Raw genomic sequence first — 17998 nt, forward strand, 5'->3', positions numbered from 1 at the left:
CTTCCTTCAGACCCTGCCGTTGGCCAGCAACGCCCTTGCCATTCGGATTATCTTCCCCTCAGTCGGGGTGATTCAGGTTTCTTTCAACCTGACGGGTTTGCCAGCTTCGCTGGGCAAACAAAAAAAACGCGAAGCCATTAGCTTCGCGTTTTAGAGCATCGATTTGTTAATTACTTAACAAATTCAACGCCTAATTTGATGTCACCTTTAAGGGTGTCTAGCATTGCATCGCGAGCGTTAGCTTCAAATGCGCTGATTTCACCGTAAGGTAATACTTTTTCTACGCCGTTTTTGCCAAGTACTACTGGCTGTGCGAAGAATTCAGCGTGCTCACTGCCGCCGTCAACATAGGCACATTCAACCACGTTGGCTTCGCCTTGTAGACCACGTACCAACGATAAACCAAAGCGACATGCTGCTTGGCCCATTGATAATGTTGCGCTACCGCCACCGGCTTTAGCTTCAACAACTTCAGTACCTGCGTTTTGAATGCGAGTTGTCATTGCGGCAACTTCTTCATCAGTGAAAGTTACACCTTCAACCTGAGAAAGTAGTGGCAGAATAGTCACGCCGCTGTGGCCGCCGATAACGTTAACTTTAACGTCAGCAACGTTTAAGCCTTTAAGCTCAGCGATAAAGGTTTCGCTGCGGATAACGTCAAGCGTAGTGATACCGAATAAACGGTTTTTGTCATACACACCAGCATTTTTCAATACTTCAGCAGCAATAGCTACCGTGGTGTTCACTGGGTTAGTAATAATACCCACTAATGCTTTAGGGCAAGTTACAGCCACTTTTTCCATTAGGTTACGGACGATGCCAGCGTTGATGTTGAATAGATCTGAGCGATCCATACCAGGCTTACGCGCGACACCAGCAGACATTAATACGACGTCAGCATCAACTAATGCAGCCGTTGGATCTTCACCCGCAAAACCTTTTACTTCTACGTCTGTTGGGATGTGACTTAAGTCAACAGCAACACCCGGAGTAACAGGAGCGATGTCATATAGAGACAACTTTGAGCCCGCAGGCAGTTGAGTTTTTAACAGTAAAGCTAGCGCCTGGCCGATACCACCAGCAGCACCTAATACAGCAACTTTCATAATTATCTCCATCAATTTATGCAGTTTGTGACATTGATCTAAATTGTCGTGGCGTCACATTACTGCATAGTCACAATAATTTCAATTATACGTTAGTGGACAGTGGTAAATAAGTGAGCGCTAATAAGACTTAAGCTGAAATTTGTGCATGAATTATGCTCAACGTTATCCTCATTATGGAGCGAAATCCCTTATCAATATCACGACTTTTGTTGGCAACTGCGAGTCATTTTATAGGTATAAATATGCACCATCTGTTCGATTTAAGCTTAAAACAAAGGCGCAGACAACCATTAAGCAACACGCTATGTTTACTTTTAACGCCAGTGATACTGAATAACACTTATGAGTATTTATGGAGGGACAGTTACGAATTGATGCGACTTTCGCGTAAACTAACGAATAAATATATTAAGCTGCTGTCGTATCTGCACCTTCAATCCAAATACTTGCGAGAATTTCATGATAATAAGAGCTGGCCAACACGCCGATTTACACGCCTTAGTTAATTTTAATCAAGCCATGGCAATGGAAACCGAAAACCTCACCCTAGATGCCGACAAACTCACTCAAGGGGTTGAAGGGTTGTTAACTCACCCTGAGCGCGGCGTTTATTTAGTCGCTGAAATTGATGGCGAAATTGTCGGTTCGCTGATGGTGACTTACGAGTGGAGCGATTGGCGCGCCAGTAATTATTACTGGATTCAAAGTGTGTATGTTCGTCCGCAAAATCGTCGCCAGGGTATTTATGGCAAGCTCTACCAAGCGGTAAAAGACTTTGCCGCCGCCAATGGTGGCACAGCTAGCTTCAGATTATATGTAGAACATGACAACGCCGTTGCTCAAAAAACCTATGAGTCTCTGGGCATGCAACAAAGCCATTATTTGATGTATGAAGAAAATACCAAGTAAAACGGTTGAAATCCCTACCTAACCACCCGCAAAGTCAGCACTTAGCCGGTGGTTATATTGTATATCTAACCTGAGCTCAGGTTACCTAGATTGAATTTAAGTTCTGACGCTAAAGCGCATCATCACTGGTGCATGGTCGGTACTGTCACTGTCGCGCTCATAATCTGGGCGAACCAGATGTCTGTCGAAGGTTTGATAATCAATAATATGGGCTAAATTTTGCTGTTGAGTCGGGTTAAACTCGCTTGAAACTAAAATGTAATCAAGCACAGATCCAGTGTTGCCATAATAGTGCGTAGCTTGTCTTACAACATGTGGTTCGTCATCAAGCAATGAGGCTGATTCAAACTCATCTTGTGCCAAAGTGGCATTGCATTTAGTTGCCGCAATAAACAACTCATAACTGTCGTACAAGCTGCTTTGGTGTAATTCTGCCATTAATGAGGTTTCGCCGAGTTTGGCTAATTGCGGGTCTTCAATGTCACTGCGAAACACCCGCAGTTGATTATTAAAGGCCGCTAACAACTCGCTGCCCATGGTGTCATTAAAGTCGCCCATTAACATAAACGGTTGCTGGGCTTGCTGGCGCCTCATGAGCATTTGATGGCATAACAATGCTGACTCACTGCCGCGCTGTAAACTTGAGGCCCAACGTCCAAGCACCTGGCGTGCAACAAAATCTGGCCCGCCTTGTAAACCGCTCTCGCTAATATCATCACGGCTTACACCACTGCGTTTTGATTTAAGGTGAATAACATAACAATCGCACGGCCCAAATACCGGTAATTGAATGGTGGCACGAAGCGGTTTGCGGCTAAAGGCAAAAGTATCGGCTAAACCTAATTGCTTAATCCATTGCGGATCGGGGCTGACATTCACTGAATCCACAATCGGATATTTTGAAGCAATGGCCACCACAGGACTGCGATAAACATAATCGCTGATCACTTCAGGCTCATCTAAGGCCACAAAGTACTCATAACCCAATGATTGGGTCAATTTGGCCAAGGCGTCTGGGCTAAACACCTCTTGAAAACCGATAATATCTGGCTGGCTTTGATTAATAAAATCACTTAACCAGGCACACTTTTTTTGCCATTGCTTGTCGCTGTAAATATTTTCAAAATCATAAAACGCATACGGTGGCTCAATAAAATTAAATAAGTTAATACTCACCACATTAAAGCTAAGCTCAGATGCAGTAGGCGATGATGCGTCGTTTACGTTTAACATATGATAATCCTAATAAAACCTAACATTAGGGTACTGACAAGCCTTTGATTTGTCGAATAGCAATCACGTTATTTACATTAAAAGATCGCAATTGATCCTAAACGCTAACCCGTGCGTAATACATTAATAGCAACAGGTTACACAGCTTTTGTATAACATTGCCAACACAATGCAATCATCCTCCGTAAGACCCTTTGGCTTATCTTATCGATAAGCCATTTTTTTACAGTTTATGTTTTGGGTGTTTAATTTTATTTACGAAAGAGGATAATGGTGATGAAACAACAAAAAATAACCACCAGCATTTATACTACCGCCAGTGTATTACTCTTGATGTGCAACCCTGTTTTGAGCGCAAGTGAGGCCAAAATGTTATTACACTTTATCGATTTACATCACTTTCCTCAGTGGAATATCAATAATGACACCGTAATGGGTGGGGTTTCACAAAGCCACATAACCCAGCATCCACAGCAAGCACTACTATTTAGCGGCACAGTGTCATTGGCCAATAATGGCGGTTTTGCATCGACCGAGTCGCGAATTATTAAAGAGATACCTGCTGCATCAGCGATAACTGTCACGCTAAAAGGTGATGGTAAAACTTACCAACTTCGATTAAAAACCCCAGCATTATCTTATGGAGAAGCCTATGTTGCTAACTTCACCACGCAAGCAGATACCATCACTCAGCATCGCTTTACAGCAAGTGATTTTAGCGTGAGTTTTCGTGGTCGTAAGGTCGCTAATGCGCCTGCATTAGCTTTTGTAGATATTGATAGAATGGGTTTTTTAGTTGCACAAAAACAACAAGGTCCATTTGCAATTGAGTTACACTCTGTTGAGTTTGAACGCTAAATTACTCACCAGAGAACATTAAGGCTAGCCATTGAAATTACCCATAAACATTAAAGGCATCATTTTCGACTTAGACGGTACCTTAGTTGAGTCGAGTTTAGACTTTAATTTAATTCGCCAACAAATCGGCTGCCCCGAAGACATCGACCTGCTTAAGTATGTTGATGATCTAAGCTGTCAAAACAGTCAGGCTCATGCCAATGACATTATTATTGAGCATGAATACCAAGATGCAATAACCGCTAAGCCCATCAAAGGTATGGCTGAATTAATTAGTGCCATTGAAGCTGCAAAAATGCCTACGGCGATTGTCACCCGCAACAGTCTTGCCGCCAGCACCATGAAAGTGAAGCAAAATGCCATCGCGATTGATCATGTGCTAACCCGTGAAGACTACCCCGCAAAACCGGCTCCAGATGCATTATTAGCTATCGCTAATCAATGGCAAATAGCCCCTGAGCACATTATGTATGTTGGCGACTATTTATATGACATTCAAGCCGCCAATAATGCCGGAATGGTAGCCTGTCTAATTACCCATGGTGTTGAAAAGCGCTATCAAGACCTTGCCGATGTCGTCATTGATGAGCTCAACCAATTACTGCCATTTATCCAGTAGTTTGGCGCCATTATCCTAGTCTGTAACATTTAAATGTGAGAATTTCATGAATCGAATTCACCCTAAAAAACTACTTCACAGCAAGTGGACCAAAGTTGAGGTGGTTAATAAACTCAAACATTTTAGCGTTATTAAAGTGGAATATGATGAGCAACAAAATGTCATTGAATGCATTATTCGCGCAGAAATGAACGCCGCAGAATTTGCTATTGAATGGCGCGATTTAAAAGACCCGCAGAAGTGGAAAATAGGCTGGCAATAAAAAAGTGACTCGCCATGAGTCACTTTTTTTGCTAAAGCCCAAAAGCCTACTTAGGGATATTTAACTCTAGATTATCTAATATTGAATACCGAACCTTCAATCCTGAAAGGAATCGTCTCTAAACCCCAGTCAGATAGCATAACATCACCTATGCGCAAGCTATCGCCCTCACTGCTACAGCCCCACATTTTAGCGCACGTCTGCCCAGGAATATTTGAACCCGTGCCTTTTGATGTGTCTGGGATCATGTGATTTAATTGGGCAATATGAGAGCCAAACATATCCTCAAAAGTATCCATTGTGACATCCAGGGTTTCCATTTCGCCTTCTGGGAAGGTGACTGCTGCAGTTTGCTCTGCAGAAGCGTTTTGCTCTTGCTTTAAGGTCACAACATCTTGCGCAACCAAGCCATATAATGCCGTCAGTGGTAAGTCTTTCGTGCTCTCATGTAAGTAGAGTGTCTGACCATAATGTCTTGCGGCATAATTATTTTGCTCGTAGGCAAGAGTCAGGTATTTGTCAGCTTTTGCCATGTCTTCATCTACCATACCGCCACCTAAATACAACTTACCAAGTAGGTATGATGATTGAGAATGACCCATTCTTGACGCGTACCCCAAATAGTCAAGGCCTTCTTCAACATCTTTTAAATGGGTATCTTGTAAATACAATACCCCTGCTTTGTATTTAGCATCTAATACGTATTTACCTGCGCGGCGATACCACTTTAACGCCTTGTCTAAGTTTTTATCCGTGCCATATCCTGCATAATAAAGCTCACCTAGCATTGCCATTGCAGATGAGTGACCTCGTTTGGTTAAAATACGATAAGCTTTAAAGTATTCAACACATTCTGATGTTTGACACTCTGGTAGCTGACTTGCTTCACTTTTTGTTGGAGCAAAAATCAAAAAGCTGGCCAAGAGGCTAAAAATAATTATTTTATGTTGCATCATGCTAATTCCATTTAATGAATGTTTTTATACTATTAGCGCTGAAGCTTAACTTGTCTATAGTAAGAATGGATTAAAAAATAAACAGAACAAACGACCGTTTAACATATATTCAACATAATACTAGTACCACTAGGGCCTGCAGATAATTAAGCGATAGTAATTATTTTCAATCACACGCCAAATCGTGTTGCTTCAAAACGATTTAATAGCCGATGCACGAGATAACACAGTAATAAAGTGGCAACGATGGCGACTAAAATGCTGCTTATACGGTATAAGGCACTAAAAACGAGATCATTATTTGGCGTAAGGTACTGGCCAAATAATATGCCTAAGGTGGTCATGGCGCCAAAACCAACCCCTGAGCCGCTGGCCTCTTTAACGTGCACCTGACAAAATAACATCAAACCTATCCACAAAAGTGGCACGACAAAAAGTAGCATACCAGACCAATCATAAAGCACTGCCTGGCCGACTAAGCCAAAAATCACGCCAAATAAGGTCCCTATCGCACGCTTTCTGGCATAGCCAAGCGCGCCGTTCCAATGCATGGGAAATAACAGTAATAACGTGGTGGCTTGGGCAGACATTGAATCTTGTAAATTAAATATCTGAAACACAATAAATGACGCTGTAGTGATAGAGGCACCCAATAATGCTTCATGGCGCATACGATTAGGCGCTTTTACCACACTGGCCATTGGCGGCCTTGGTGTAACGTCTGGCCATAATGCTGTCATCGCATAGGCGATAATCACCGAGGCAAGTGTCGCCCAAAAGTTGCTGAAAATGAGGTTGTTGATGTCCATGCCCGGATAACTGGCAAAATGCAGCATAATGCTTAAACTAATCACGCCATTGGCACCGAATAAAAATAAACTGCCACGTGACATGACGGCAAACCGATACAAAAACAATAAAAAAACGATAGGCAACATGACTCCAGGATGACCGCCAAATAAGCCACCGAGAATACCAACCTCAAGCCCAGCCATGACCGATGAAGCCAACAGTTGTCGCATGGCATGAGCGTTCATTACCGGAACTAATCCAAGTAATAACATCGGCGTGACGGTAAAAAATACCCCATAATTTAGGTCGAATAATTTACAAATCGCAAACCCCAGTGTGGCACCAGTAGCAATCCGCAAACATTGGCGAAAATCATTGGTAGTTAACGGACTATGACGTAATAACATCGGCATACCTTCAGGATACGTCACGACAAACTCTAGGTTTGCCGCGACTTTAGTGGCGCAATAAGGCGAGTAACAACATCGATATTTTGATCGGGATTAATAACTTGGCTCGGGATTAATATATATAGTGCAGCACGCTAATCAGCTTAATCTGTACTTTGGCTAAAAAACCTAGCACCACATTATTAGGGACTAATTGCACAGTAGCGCGCGCACCGGCGGGTAAGGTATTAACCACTTGATGATCCAGAGCCAAATGCAAACGTAAACGCTGAGCATCACGCACCCAGCGCGCCGACGCCTCTGGCGTGGCTAAACGCCCATTCGCATCAAACTGCCCTGCACTCACACCAGCATCGACATTGCTGACTTTAGCTTGATATAAACGCCCTGGTTGACCGTCAAAAGTAATATAAGCGGTAGATTGTGACTCTATTCCTCTTAAACTTTTTTCTCTAAAGTCGGCAATAATATCCACTTTTTCAGATACCACAGCGAGCAATGGCTGACCAACAGTGGCAAAACTGCCGACTTCTAGTTGTAGATTAGTCACAACCCCATTTTGATCGGCGCGCACCTGGGTGTATGACAGATTTAACTCGGCCTGAGCGAGACGATTTTGAGCTTGGCGCATTTTTAGATTTTCTGCACCATCACGCCCACGACTCACCATCAATTGACTTAGACGCGCATTGGCTGCCATTAAGTTAGCTTCTGCTGTTGAGGCGTCACTTTGTGCTTGATCGGCTAATTGCTGCGACACACCACGGCTTGCGTAAAGCGCATCAAGCCGTTTTGCCTCACTGCGTTTTTGCTGGGCACTACTTTGCTTGGCGTTAACATCGGCTTGAGCGGCTAATATCTCAGCATCAAGCTCAGCATTGTCTTGTTTGGCTTGCTCTAAGGCTAAATTGGCTTGCTCAACAGCCAGTTCATATGGCGCGGAGTCGATACTAAATAACACATCACCTTTAGCGACCACTTGATTGTTTGCCACGGCTATCGAGGCAATTTTACCGCTGACTTGCGGGGTGACTTTGGCCACCATACGTGTTGCCATTGCCTGTGGGGTCATTGGCATCATGGCGTCGGCAAACATAAAGTAGCCAAACACTGATATAAACAGAAATATGGATATTTTAACGAGTCGTGCAAATTGTTGATCTGGGGTCATATACTTTCTCATTACTCACTTTTGACTATGCCATTACGCAGAGCTTTTATCTAATGTGGCCAGTGCGTTCTCGCTGATTTGACTCATAATATTTTCAAAGTCATTGAGTTGTTGTTGGCTAATGCCTGCTAATAAATTACGTCGCACTAACATGATTTTACTTTCCATCTGTTTAAGCATCTCAATCCCATCTGGGGTTAAGCTAACAATGCGTGCCCGTTTATCTTTTTCGCAACAACGCCGCTGCACATAGCCCTGATCTTCTAATTGATTAAGGGTGCGCATTAACGATGGCAATTCAATTTCTAACGCATCTGCAAGCACCTTTTGGCTGACGTTGTCGCCTAAGCGCAGTAATTTCCACAATGCTGTCCAGCGCGGATGAGTTAGGCCTAACGGGATTAATTCTGCATCTGCAGCCGTGCGCCATAAACGGTGCAATCGACCTAAATTTTCAGCAAGAGACAGTTCTTTTAATCTTTCTAATTCTGGAGACATGAGTAACACCCACTTAGTTAGCGTGCTAAGCATTATAACTAGTTAGCATGCTAAGTAAATAACGTTTTGAAATAAGTTACATCATCACAAGCTAAGTCATTAACACATAAAGTGGATGTCAATTTGACACCTCACAGTCTATATGACACTCACCAGGACTGTCTTTTAGACAATTAAAATATCAATGATTAAATTGAAAACCTCATAAATTCAATTGCTTGAATTAAACCAAAAAGTTGGCACGTCTTGTGTAATGTCAGGTCATCTGTATAAAAATGACTTTGCGCTAAGAGGACTTATGAGCAAAAACAAACTCACCGGCATTGCACTATTAATCGTGCTTGTGGCTTCTTTCACTGTATTACTTAGTTTAGGCAGCGGTATATACCGAGAAAAACCGCCGATCCCAACGGCGTTTACCGACACCAGTGGTCAGCCTGTATTTACCCAAAATGATATTGAACAAGGTCAACTCGTTTGGCGTTCAATGGGCGGGCATCAGTTAGGATCGATATGGGGTCATGGCTCATACGTGGCACCCGACTGGACTGCAGACTGGTTACACCGTGAAGCACAAGCTTGGTTATCAATAACCGCAAAGCAGCGTTTTAACCGCGATTTTGCCGAACTTGATACTGAGCAACAAGCAGGGTTAGAAAAAGCCCTTAGAAATGACATTCGTCATAACACGGTAATTGAAGGAGCAGAAGACAAGACCTATGTTGCGCTTTCAACGACCCGTATCGCGGCGATAAACGAAGTCACTCAACATTATCTATCATTATTTGGTGACGACCCTGAGTTAAGCTCACTACGTGAACAATACGCCATGAAAGAAGGCACGATAACCGATGTCGGGCATCGTGAATTATTAAATGCTTTCCTCTTTTGGGGCGCATGGGCCGCGGTAACTGAGCGCCCTGGTTATGATTACACCTACACCAACAACTGGCCGTATGATCCGCAGATAGGCAATTTACCAACGTCAGACAATATTGTTTGGTCAGTGTTAAGTGTAGTGACATTGATTCTTGGTATTGCCATGTTGATTTGGCATCACGCCTGTTGCAAAGAAGAAGCATTGCCAGAACCCGCCAAAGAAGATCCGCTATTTCACACTAAACCAACGGCATCGCAAAAGGCAGTAGGCAAATACTTCATTACCGCTATTGGTCTGTTTTTACTGCAAATATTACTGGGCGGCGTGACCGCGCATTACGCAGTAGAAGGCCAAGAGTTTTACGGTATCGCCATCTCAGAAATCTTACCTTATTCGGTTACGCGTACCTGGCACACTCAACTGGCCGTATTTTGGATTGCCACGGCATGGCTAGGCACTGGCCTTTACATTGCGCCAGCATTATCTGGCTATGAGCCTAAATATCAGCGCCTTGGCGTTAACGTATTGTGGGTGGCTCTAGTCGTTGTCGTGCTGGGCTCAATGGCAGGTGAATGGTTAGGCGTACAACAATATTTTGATCTCGACATGAACTTTTTATTTGGTCACCAGGGCTATGAATACATTGATTTAGGCCGGGTGTGGCAAATCCTATTACTGGGTGGTTTATTGATTTGGTTAGCATTAGTGACCGCATCAATGCGCCCAGCGCTAAAAGTCAGTAGCGACATGCAACCGGTTATTTGGGTGCTGTATGCTTCGTGTGTTGCCATTGGTTTGTTTTACGGTGCTGGCCTATTTATGGGCAAACACTCAAACCTTGCGATTGCGGAGTACTGGCGCTGGTGGGTAGTACATTTATGGGTAGAAGGCTTCTTTGAAACCTTTGCCACTTCAGTTATTGCCTTGATGTTAGTCCGCTTAGGCTTAATCCGTGCTCACAGTGCCAACGGTGCGGTATTGTTCTCTACGGTTATCTTTTTAACCGGTGGCTTAATCGGTACCCTACACCACCTGTATTTTACTGGCACTCAAACCTCAGTCATTGCATGGGGCGCAATATTCTCAGCACTTGAAGTTGTCCCATTAGCACTTATTGGTTTTGAAGCCATGGAGACCTATCGCTTACGTAAAGCCAGCCCCTGGATGGAGCGTTATCACTGGGCAATCATGTTCTTTGTCGCCACCTCATTTTGGAATTTAGTGGGCGCTGGGGTATTAGGATTCTTAATCAACCCACCGATTTCGCTTTACTTTATCCAAGGATTAAACACGACGGCAACTCATGCTCACGCAGCATTCATGGGAGTATACGGAATGTTAGGTATGGGGCTGATGCTGTTCTGTTTACGTGGCTTAACCGGCAACATGCAATGGAACCATAAATACCTGAAAGGGGCATTCTGGACCTTAAATATCGGTTTAGCGGGTATGGTATTTATGTCGCTATTGCCTGTGGGTATTGTGCAGTTCTTTGCCGCTATCGATCACGGTTATTGGTATGCTCGCTCACCAGCGGTGATCCACAGTGAGTTGGTTGAAAATCTAGTGTGGATGAGAATGTTCGGCGACATTATCTTTAGTGTAGGCGGATTATTGATGGCAGCGTTCTTATTTGACCTGATCAAAAAAGCCATTAGCAGCAAGAGCGCTAAAGCGAAGCAAACCGTCGCATTGGCATAACACTCGGTTCGAGTAATAGTAAGATAACTCAACTCACAAAGGGGCCGCTATGATCATAGTGGCCCTTTTGTGATCATAATGGCACCTTAACACTTGTTGTTATATTTACACTTGTCATAATGACAGCACCGCAACATCATTGGAGTTTACCATGGCATTAAGTCAAACCGACTTAACCCGTATTGCGCTTGATATCACCGCAAATTTATCAACTCGCGATCGCTTTTCACGTTTACTCACCACGCTCAGAGATACCCTAGACTGCGATGCCGCGGCGTTATTGTCGTTTCAAGGTCATCAATTTACCCCACTCGCAATTGATGGTCTTAGTGCTGATGTATTGGGCAGGCGTTTTATTGTTAATGAGCACCCAAGACTTGAAGCCATAGCGCGAGCCGGTGATGTGGTGCGCTTTCCTGCCGACAGTCAATTGCCCGACCCTTATGACGGCTTAATTCCTAATGTGGATGGCGATTTAAAAGTGCATGCCTGTGTTGGATTACCCTTGTTTGCCAACGAGCAACTGATTGGGGCATTAACCATCGACGCTCTCGATCCCAATAAGTTTGACCAATTCACCAATAATGAATTACGCAGCATTAGCGCCATTACTGCCGCATCACTCAATAATGCTTTATTGATAGATAAACTCGAAAAGCAAGCGAGTAATTTTACCATTAGCAGCAGTAAACCTACTGGGCAGCTCGATACTGCAACAGAGATTATCGGTCAAGATGATGCATTTTTAGCCCTACTTAATGAAGTGAATGTGGTCGCTGCCACAGAATTAAATGTGCTGATTTTAGGTGAAACAGGTACAGGTAAAGAACTCATAGCAAAAGCGGTACATCAGCATTCTCCTCGTGGCGATAAACCGCTAGTGTATTTAAACTGTGCCGCATTGGCTGAGTCGGTTGCTGAAAGTGAATTATTTGGCCATGTAAAAGGGGCGTTTACCGGCGCCATTAGCCACCGCAGTGGTAAATTTGAAGTGGCAGACAAAGGTACATTATTTTTAGATGAAATTGGTGAGTTACCGCTTAATTTACAAGCTAAATTACTGCGGGTGTTGCAATACGGTGATTTGCAAAAAGTGGGCGATGATCGCAGTTTAAAAGTGGATGTGCGGATTATTGCTGCCACCAATAAAGACTTAAAAAGTGAAGTACTAGCGGGGCGTTTTAGGGCCGATTTATATCATCGTTTAAGTGTGTTCCCCATTGTGGTGCCGGCGCTACGAGAGCGACCTAGAGACATTCATTTATTGGCCGGTTTTTTTATTGAACGCTATCGCCAGCAATTGCTGTTGCCTCATTTAGGATTAAGTCACGATGCCCTAGCGTTACTCAACCATTACGATTGGCCCGGTAACATTCGCGAACTTGAACATGCCATTCATCGCGCGGCAGTATTGGCTAAATCGGCTGGGGTTCACGATGGCATGTGCACCATACAACCGCATCATTTTGAGTTTGCTACATCTATAGAACATGTCGCCGCTGACCAAAAAAAAGTAGCCGTTAAACAATCAGTAACATCTTTTGCGCAAATGAGCTTACGTGATGCAACCGACCAGTTCCAAGGTCAGTTTATTCAACAAGTGCTGGGGCAACACGAAGGAAACTGGGCCGCCACAGCACGTAGTTTACAGCTTGATTCTGGCAACTTACATCGCCTAGCAAAACGCTTAAAATTAAAATGAGTCAACAGCAAAAAATCAGTTGAATTATTAGACGTAATAAGTGAGGATGCGCGCTATTCAATGGTCAAGCTTTGAAAGATATTGTAGTCTGACTTTTATAACGTCTATTTTTAGGAATGATATAACCCTTATGATGAATTCGTTACGCACCGCATTCGTTGCCGCGTCTACCATAATGTTAAGTTTTTCAAGTGCTGCTGTTGAATACCGTTTACCCACTGACGGCAGCAAATTAGTCGGTCAAAACCAATATTATGTGGTACCTGAAGAAGGTAAATTAACACTAGAGCAAATTGCGGCGGAATTTCAGCTAGGGCTAACGAACCTTATTGAGGCAAACCCTGGTGTTGACCCATTCTTACCTAAGCCTGGTAGTACCTTAATCATTCCACACCAGTTAATTCTGCCAGACACTAAGCAAGAAGGCATTGTGATTAACTCTGCTGAAATGCGCCTATATTATTATCCAAAGGGTAAAAATATCGTTGAAGTGTTACCGATTGGTATTGGCCAAATAGGCCGTGATACCCCAGAAAACTGGGTGACTAAAGTACATCGCAAACGAGAGAGACCAACCTGGACACCTACAGCCAATACCCGCCGTATTTACGCAGCCAATGGCATTACGTTACCCGCTGTATGGCCAGCAGGCCCAGATAACCCAATGGGGTTATATGCGCTGTATGTTGGTAACTTGTTTGCGGTTCATGGCACAAACGCCACATTCGGTATTGGTTTACGTGTGAGCTCAGGTTGTATCCGTTTACGCGACGAAGACATTAAACACTTATTTGAAACTGTGCCAGTTGGTACTCGTGTTGAGTTTTTAAATAAACCGATTAAAGCCACAGCAGAGCCTGATGGTAGTCGTTATATTGAAGTGCACGAGCCTTTATCGAAAACTCAAGAAGAGTTTGACTCTAAAGAGCCTGTGTCATTAACCTTGGACAAAGAGTTAACCCGTTTTCTGGCTCATCCAGAAACCGACTCCACTGTGTTAAAACGATTATTAGAAAATCGTAGCGGTATGCCTACTCGTATTAACCCGTAAGTACATCGAAGACGAAAAAAATGGCCTGGTTAACTGAGTTGACCAGGCCATTTTTTATCACGGTTTATTGGATGTTGTCGGCAGTGATAACTCGGCCTCACTGTCTTCAAAGTGTTGCTCATCATCGTGTAAGGTGTCGCCGAGCTCTTGACTGGTTTGCTCTAATGCGTGCAAGTCTTCCATTGCGGTGTTGATATCAGATTGGCCTGCGCCGATTAGCTCTTCTTGTTGTTCTATAAACGCACTTTGCTGCTCAACGTCTTGCAATAATAATGCTGCATTTTGCGCAATGTCGCTCTCTGATGCATCAGTATTCACACTCGCTTGTAACGGCAGTTCTTGGTCATTATTTAATACTGAACTGATAGTAGGCTGCAGTAACACGCCGCCAATAATCACCGCCGCAGCAACGGCAGCATAAGCCAACTTACGAGAAGATGTTTTGGTGTGGCTATCCTGCATTGTTGGCATTTTTATTGTTGATGAAGTCGCTGGTGGCAAAACTGATTCATCAGGGCCTTTACTTCGCATACCCACAAATTGACCACCGTCGTATATTTCCATTTGATGGCTAGACACTTCACCGTCGACCACGCCCGAACTGACAATGATCAGTTTGTTGCAATGCAATTTACCTTTAAAGACGCCTGATACACGCATCTCCTGGCAATAGACCTCACCTTCAACCTCACCACCGACTGCGATATTGATTTGGCTGCTTGAACGAATAGTGCCCATTGTCTTGCCAGCAATCATCGCTGGACCTTGAATGGTCATGTCACCTTCGAGTGACATGTCAGCGCCAATGTAGGTTATCCCCTTATTGTTATTATTCACTTGCTGTCCTTATTAGGGTTTAATACCTATCACATTAATTATCTAACCTGCTCAGATAGTTAATATAATTTGTATAAATTGTTACAGGTAGTGACAAATCTTAAAGTAAATGGGCTACACAATAAAGCTTACTATTCATGCTATAGTACCTAGATCAATAAATAGCCCGAACTGTTATGCCAACGACTGATCCCAAGCATAAGCCTACATACGCAGCAAAAGACCCCCTTAAAAAAGTGAAAAATCATTCGCAAAAACAATCACTAAAACCATCAATCAAACAAAGTTTAGCCATGTATTCATCGGTAGATGCTCTCGCGCCATTAGCAAGTCCTAACTCCCCTACTGTTCAGTCGATGTCGCCATTGCAGGCTTACCAACAAGCGATAGGTGCTGATTCACAACACATTGAAAAAAAGGCAATAACAGCTGACCCAGCACAGCAAGAGGCCTTGTTAGCATTAGAGACTCTATACCAGCAATTTATTCATTCATCTCCCATCGATAAAGGTTTATACCTGTGGGGGGATGTGGGTAGGGGTAAAACTTTTTTAATGGATTTGTTTTGTCAGTGCCTGAGCCAACCCCCTAAGCAGGCGCAAAACACTGTGATGCGACTGCATTTTCATCGTTTTATGGCCATGCTCCACCAGCAGCTTAACCAAACCTCTGGGATCCGCGATCCACTCACCCATATTGCTAAGCAAATAGCTGAGCAGTATCAAATCATCTGTTTCGATGAGTTTTTTGTGTCAGACATTGGTGATGCCATTTTGCTGGCAAGGTTATTTGACACTTTGTTCCAATCAGGAGTCACCTTAGTCGCCACCTCTAATATTCCGGTTGTCGACTTATATAAAAACGGTTTACAGAGAGACAGGTTTTTACCCACTATTGACCTGTTACAACAATACACTCATGAGATCCATCTCAGTGGAGATAAAGATCATCGGCTCAGTCATCAGGCTAGGCCGCAAAGCAGCCCTAAGCCAACATGGCTGAAACTACCATCAGCCCAGACGCCCGAAAACATGTTTGCTCAATTATGTAAGCAAGGAGTTGATGAAAACAGCCCAATTGAACAACATCATTTTGCACAAAAATCCAAACACACATTGCGCATTTGTCAGCGTGACATCGCCATACAAGCACAGCACGCAGACTATGCCTGGTTTGAGTTTTCCGCATTGTGCCAAGGGCCAAGATCGGCATTAGATTACATTGAGCTTGCCGGCCAGTTTAGCCATATTTTACTCAGTGATGTGCCGCTGCTGGGTGGACAAGTACGCAGCTGGATTAGGGCGAGAGGTACTGAAGATGGTGCACAGGCGACGGCGACGGGAGAGCGACAATTGGCGTATGCCAGTGAGGACGATCCCGCTCGGCGCTTTATTAGTTTGATTGACGAAATGTATGATCAAAAAGTTATTTTGATCATACACAGTCAATGGGCATTAGAAGACCTTTACCCCACTGGTGCACTGACATTTGAATTTAGGCGCACTTATAGCCGCCTAATAGAAATGCAACAATGGGCATTAAACGCAGCAATCACATAGCTTTAGCGACCTGATAACTTTCTACGTCGGTAAAACGGCGTAAAAAATTGTCTAATGCATCGTGTGTTGGGTATTCGAATTGGTATTTATTGTGAAAAAACACCGTTAAACTCACTTGAGCGTCAGATAATACAATGGTGTAACCATCATGATCAGTTTGGGCGCTGATGCCACACAAATGGTAGCCATCACCATAAATACTTTTACTGCCTTCCTCATGGCTCGTTACGCGTTTTTCACCGTATTGGGTGACTTTGTTAAACACTTTGAGCGCACGTTGAATATCAATTTCATTTTTCATAATAACCATCCTGTGGACAACACACTCTCTACAATACGCCTGCAATATTAATACTGTCCAATATTGTTATAAATAAAGTTAAAACATTTCCCTTTCGCCATACAACAAGGCAGAATCGCCCTACTCTATTAACCTGCAGAATAACAGACAGAAGCCAAGACGATGCCTGATATTGTGATAGCTTTTTTTGCCCTTGGCTTGATTGCTGGGCTGATAAAGTCAGATTTAAAAGTTCCCAAAGCCACCTACGAAACCTTGTCTATTTTACTGATGCTAACCCTTGGCCTTAAAGGCGGTATGGCATTACACGGTGAAACAGCCAATCTAGCAATATCAGAATTACTAGCGGTCATTGCTTTAGGTTTTATCACCCCACTGAGTTTATACCCGCTTTTACGAAAACTCATTAAATTACCGCAAAAAGAAGCCATTAGCATTGCCGCTCATTATGGTTCTGTAAGTGCGGGTACCTTTGCTGTCGTGATGGCGATGGTTGATCAATCACAATGGCCTTTACGCCCTGAAACCACGTTATATTTAGTGCTGCTTGAGCTGCCCGCCATTATTATCATGTTGTGGTTACACCGTTACCTGCAAGCTAAAACGGCTGGTAATGAAGTGCATTCCTCTGCGGTTAGTATTTTGCATGAAGCACTAACAAGCCGCGGCGTAGTATTACTGTGCGGTGGCGTGGCTATCGGTTGGATGTACGGCACTACGGGTATGGCGCCATTAACGCCGATGTTGCTTGCCGGGTTTAAAACCTTATTAGCGTTATTTTTATTAGAAATGGGCATTAGCACGGCTAAAGTGTGCTTTCCCATTCCATACAAACAATGGCGATTATTAATTTTTGCTGCGGTAGTACCGTTTGTATTGGCGTGGGTGGGGATTGGCTTAGGTATGGCTCTGGATTTACCCTCTGGCAGTATTTTGGTATTAGCAGCCCTCAGTGCCAGTGCATCATACATTGCAGCACCTGCGGCGATTAAAGCCGCGATTCCAGATGCCAATATTGGTCTGGCGATGTTGGCGTCATTAGGAATAACCTTCCCCGTTAACGTGCTAATCGGTTTACCGATTTACCAGTTGTGGATTGAGCAATTGATGATGTAATACCAATCTGCATTGAACAAAAGCCAACGCGATA

At 43.7% G+C, this 17998-nt stretch carries 17 protein-coding genes; 9 read left to right on the plus strand and 8 right to left on the minus strand.

Annotated elements, in window-relative coordinates; translation table 11 throughout:
- Nucleotides 1-170: 170 nt before the first annotated feature.
- Nucleotides 171-1106, minus strand: a complete 936-nt coding sequence (gene mdh, locus IEY48_RS10880) for a malate dehydrogenase (protein ID WP_188920192.1) — start codon at nucleotides 1104-1106, stop codon at nucleotides 171-173.
- A gap of 462 nt (nucleotides 1107-1568) precedes the next feature.
- Between mdh and IEY48_RS10885 the strand changes: the two genes are divergently transcribed.
- Complete coding sequence (locus IEY48_RS10885; protein ID WP_160052575.1) at nucleotides 1569-2018, plus strand: GNAT family N-acetyltransferase; 450 nt, start codon at nucleotides 1569-1571, stop codon at nucleotides 2016-2018.
- A 96-nt stretch (nucleotides 2019-2114) separates the two neighbouring features.
- Here IEY48_RS10885 and IEY48_RS10890 read toward each other — a convergent pair whose 3' ends face one another.
- Nucleotides 2115-3251, minus strand: coding sequence for an endonuclease/exonuclease/phosphatase family protein (locus IEY48_RS10890; RefSeq protein ID WP_188920194.1), 1137 nt, complete (start codon nucleotides 3249-3251; stop codon nucleotides 2115-2117).
- Nucleotides 3252-3527: 276 nt separating this feature from the next.
- Between IEY48_RS10890 and IEY48_RS10895 the strand changes: the two genes are divergently transcribed.
- The 3 genes from IEY48_RS10895 to IEY48_RS10905 are packed head-to-tail and all read left to right on the plus strand — an operon-like array spanning nucleotide 3528 to nucleotide 4990.
- The gene (locus tag IEY48_RS10895; RefSeq protein ID WP_188920196.1) at nucleotides 3528-4109 is read left to right on the plus strand and encodes a CIA30 family protein; all 582 of its coding nucleotides are present in this window, start codon (nucleotides 3528-3530) and stop codon (nucleotides 4107-4109) included.
- A 31-nt stretch (nucleotides 4110-4140) separates the two neighbouring features.
- Nucleotides 4141-4728, plus strand: a complete 588-nt coding sequence (locus IEY48_RS10900; protein ID WP_188920198.1) for an HAD family hydrolase — start codon at nucleotides 4141-4143, stop codon at nucleotides 4726-4728.
- A gap of 46 nt (nucleotides 4729-4774) precedes the next feature.
- On the plus strand, nucleotides 4775-4990 hold the full coding sequence (locus IEY48_RS10905; RefSeq protein WP_188920200.1) for a TIGR02450 family Trp-rich protein: 216 nt from the start codon (nucleotides 4775-4777) through the stop codon (nucleotides 4988-4990).
- 71 nt (nucleotides 4991-5061) lie between these two features.
- On the opposite strand, the gene IEY48_RS10910 is transcribed toward IEY48_RS10905, so the two are convergent.
- From IEY48_RS10910 to slyA, 4 genes are all read right to left on the minus strand, one after another.
- Nucleotides 5062-5946 carry a tetratricopeptide repeat protein gene (locus tag IEY48_RS10910; protein ID WP_188920202.1) on the minus strand — a complete coding sequence of 295 codons (885 nt, stop codon included), beginning with the start codon at nucleotides 5944-5946 and terminating at the stop codon, nucleotides 5062-5064.
- A 170-nt stretch (nucleotides 5947-6116) separates the two neighbouring features.
- On the minus strand, nucleotides 6117-7145 hold the full coding sequence (locus tag IEY48_RS10915; protein ID WP_188920305.1) for a DUF2955 domain-containing protein: 1029 nt from the start codon (nucleotides 7143-7145) through the stop codon (nucleotides 6117-6119).
- 115 nt (nucleotides 7146-7260) lie between these two features.
- A complete protein-coding gene (locus IEY48_RS10920; RefSeq protein ID WP_188920204.1) occupies nucleotides 7261-8319 on the minus strand; it encodes an HlyD family secretion protein in 1059 nt (352 codons plus the stop codon).
- 33 nt (nucleotides 8320-8352) lie between these two features.
- Nucleotides 8353-8817 (minus strand): transcriptional regulator SlyA, encoded by a 465-nt coding sequence (gene slyA / locus IEY48_RS10925; RefSeq protein ID WP_188920206.1) that lies wholly within the window; start codon nucleotides 8815-8817, stop codon nucleotides 8353-8355.
- A gap of 298 nt (nucleotides 8818-9115) precedes the next feature.
- Here slyA and IEY48_RS10930 point away from each other — a divergent pair, with 298 nt between their 5' ends.
- The 3 genes from IEY48_RS10930 to IEY48_RS10940 all read left to right on the plus strand — a co-directional run bounded on the left by IEY48_RS10930 (nucleotide 9116) and on the right by IEY48_RS10940 (nucleotide 14151).
- Nucleotides 9116-11398, plus strand: a complete 2283-nt coding sequence (locus IEY48_RS10930) for a nitric-oxide reductase large subunit (protein ID WP_188920208.1) — start codon at nucleotides 9116-9118, stop codon at nucleotides 11396-11398.
- Nucleotides 11399-11549: 151 nt separating this feature from the next.
- Nucleotides 11550-13100, plus strand: a complete 1551-nt coding sequence (gene norR / locus IEY48_RS10935) for a nitric oxide reductase transcriptional regulator NorR (RefSeq protein ID WP_188920210.1) — start codon at nucleotides 11550-11552, stop codon at nucleotides 13098-13100.
- A 133-nt stretch (nucleotides 13101-13233) separates the two neighbouring features.
- Nucleotides 13234-14151 (plus strand): L,D-transpeptidase family protein, encoded by a 918-nt coding sequence (locus tag IEY48_RS10940; protein ID WP_188920307.1) that lies wholly within the window; start codon nucleotides 13234-13236, stop codon nucleotides 14149-14151.
- Between the two features lie 57 nt (nucleotides 14152-14208).
- On the opposite strand, the gene IEY48_RS10945 is transcribed toward IEY48_RS10940, so the two are convergent.
- Complete coding sequence (locus IEY48_RS10945) at nucleotides 14209-14988, minus strand: bactofilin family protein (protein ID WP_268244300.1); 780 nt, start codon at nucleotides 14986-14988, stop codon at nucleotides 14209-14211.
- Nucleotides 14989-15281: 293 nt separating this feature from the next.
- Between IEY48_RS10945 and zapE the strand changes: the two genes are divergently transcribed.
- A complete protein-coding gene (gene zapE / locus IEY48_RS10950; protein ID WP_188920310.1) occupies nucleotides 15282-16547 on the plus strand; it encodes a cell division protein ZapE in 1266 nt (421 codons plus the stop codon).
- On the opposite strand, the gene IEY48_RS10955 is transcribed toward zapE, so the two are convergent.
- Nucleotides 16540-16848 carry a DUF3081 domain-containing protein gene (locus IEY48_RS10955; protein ID WP_188920212.1) on the minus strand — a complete coding sequence of 103 codons (309 nt, stop codon included), beginning with the start codon at nucleotides 16846-16848 and terminating at the stop codon, nucleotides 16540-16542. The genes zapE and IEY48_RS10955 overlap by 8 nt on opposite strands.
- Before the next feature lie 162 nt (nucleotides 16849-17010).
- Here IEY48_RS10955 and IEY48_RS10960 point away from each other — a divergent pair, with 162 nt between their 5' ends.
- On the plus strand, nucleotides 17011-17964 hold the full coding sequence (locus tag IEY48_RS10960) for a sodium-dependent bicarbonate transport family permease (protein ID WP_188920214.1): 954 nt from the start codon (nucleotides 17011-17013) through the stop codon (nucleotides 17962-17964).
- The last annotated feature ends 34 nt before the right edge of the window (nucleotides 17965-17998 follow it).

This window comes from Shewanella saliphila, from assembly GCF_014648295.1.
Lineage (GTDB): Bacteria > Pseudomonadota > Gammaproteobacteria > Enterobacterales > Shewanellaceae > Shewanella > Shewanella saliphila.

Bases quoted from the DNA above. Each gene is read 5' to 3' on its own strand.
- norR (WP_188920210.1), top strand. From the start codon at position 11,550: ATGGCATTAAGTCAAACCGACTTAACCCGTATTGCGCTTGATATCACC.
- IEY48_RS10885 (WP_160052575.1), top strand. From the start codon at position 1,569: ATGATAATAAGAGCTGGCCAACACGCCGATTTACACGCCTTAGTTAAT.
- slyA (WP_188920206.1), bottom strand. From the start codon at position 8,817: ATGTCTCCAGAATTAGAAAGATTAAAAGAACTGTCTCTTGCTGAAAAT.
- IEY48_RS10915 (WP_188920305.1), bottom strand. From the start codon at position 7,145: ATGTTATTACGTCATAGTCCGTTAACTACCAATGATTTTCGCCAATGT.
- IEY48_RS10905 (WP_188920200.1), top strand. From the start codon at position 4,775: ATGAATCGAATTCACCCTAAAAAACTACTTCACAGCAAGTGGACCAAA.
- IEY48_RS10910 (WP_188920202.1), bottom strand. From the start codon at position 5,946: ATGATGCAACATAAAATAATTATTTTTAGCCTCTTGGCCAGCTTTTTG.
- mdh (WP_188920192.1), bottom strand. From the start codon at position 1,106: ATGAAAGTTGCTGTATTAGGTGCTGCTGGTGGTATCGGCCAGGCGCTA.
- IEY48_RS10955 (WP_188920212.1), bottom strand. From the start codon at position 16,848: ATGAAAAATGAAATTGATATTCAACGTGCGCTCAAAGTGTTTAACAAA.
- IEY48_RS10895 (WP_188920196.1), top strand. From the start codon at position 3,528: ATGAAACAACAAAAAATAACCACCAGCATTTATACTACCGCCAGTGTA.
- IEY48_RS10960 (WP_188920214.1), top strand. From the start codon at position 17,011: ATGCCTGATATTGTGATAGCTTTTTTTGCCCTTGGCTTGATTGCTGGG.
- IEY48_RS10940 (WP_188920307.1), top strand. From the start codon at position 13,234: ATGAATTCGTTACGCACCGCATTCGTTGCCGCGTCTACCATAATGTTA.
- IEY48_RS10930 (WP_188920208.1), top strand. From the start codon at position 9,116: ATGAGCAAAAACAAACTCACCGGCATTGCACTATTAATCGTGCTTGTG.
- zapE (WP_188920310.1), top strand. From the start codon at position 15,282: ATGTATTCATCGGTAGATGCTCTCGCGCCATTAGCAAGTCCTAACTCC.
- IEY48_RS10890 (WP_188920194.1), bottom strand. From the start codon at position 3,251: ATGTTAAACGTAAACGACGCATCATCGCCTACTGCATCTGAGCTTAGC.
- IEY48_RS10920 (WP_188920204.1), bottom strand. From the start codon at position 8,319: ATGACCCCAGATCAACAATTTGCACGACTCGTTAAAATATCCATATTT.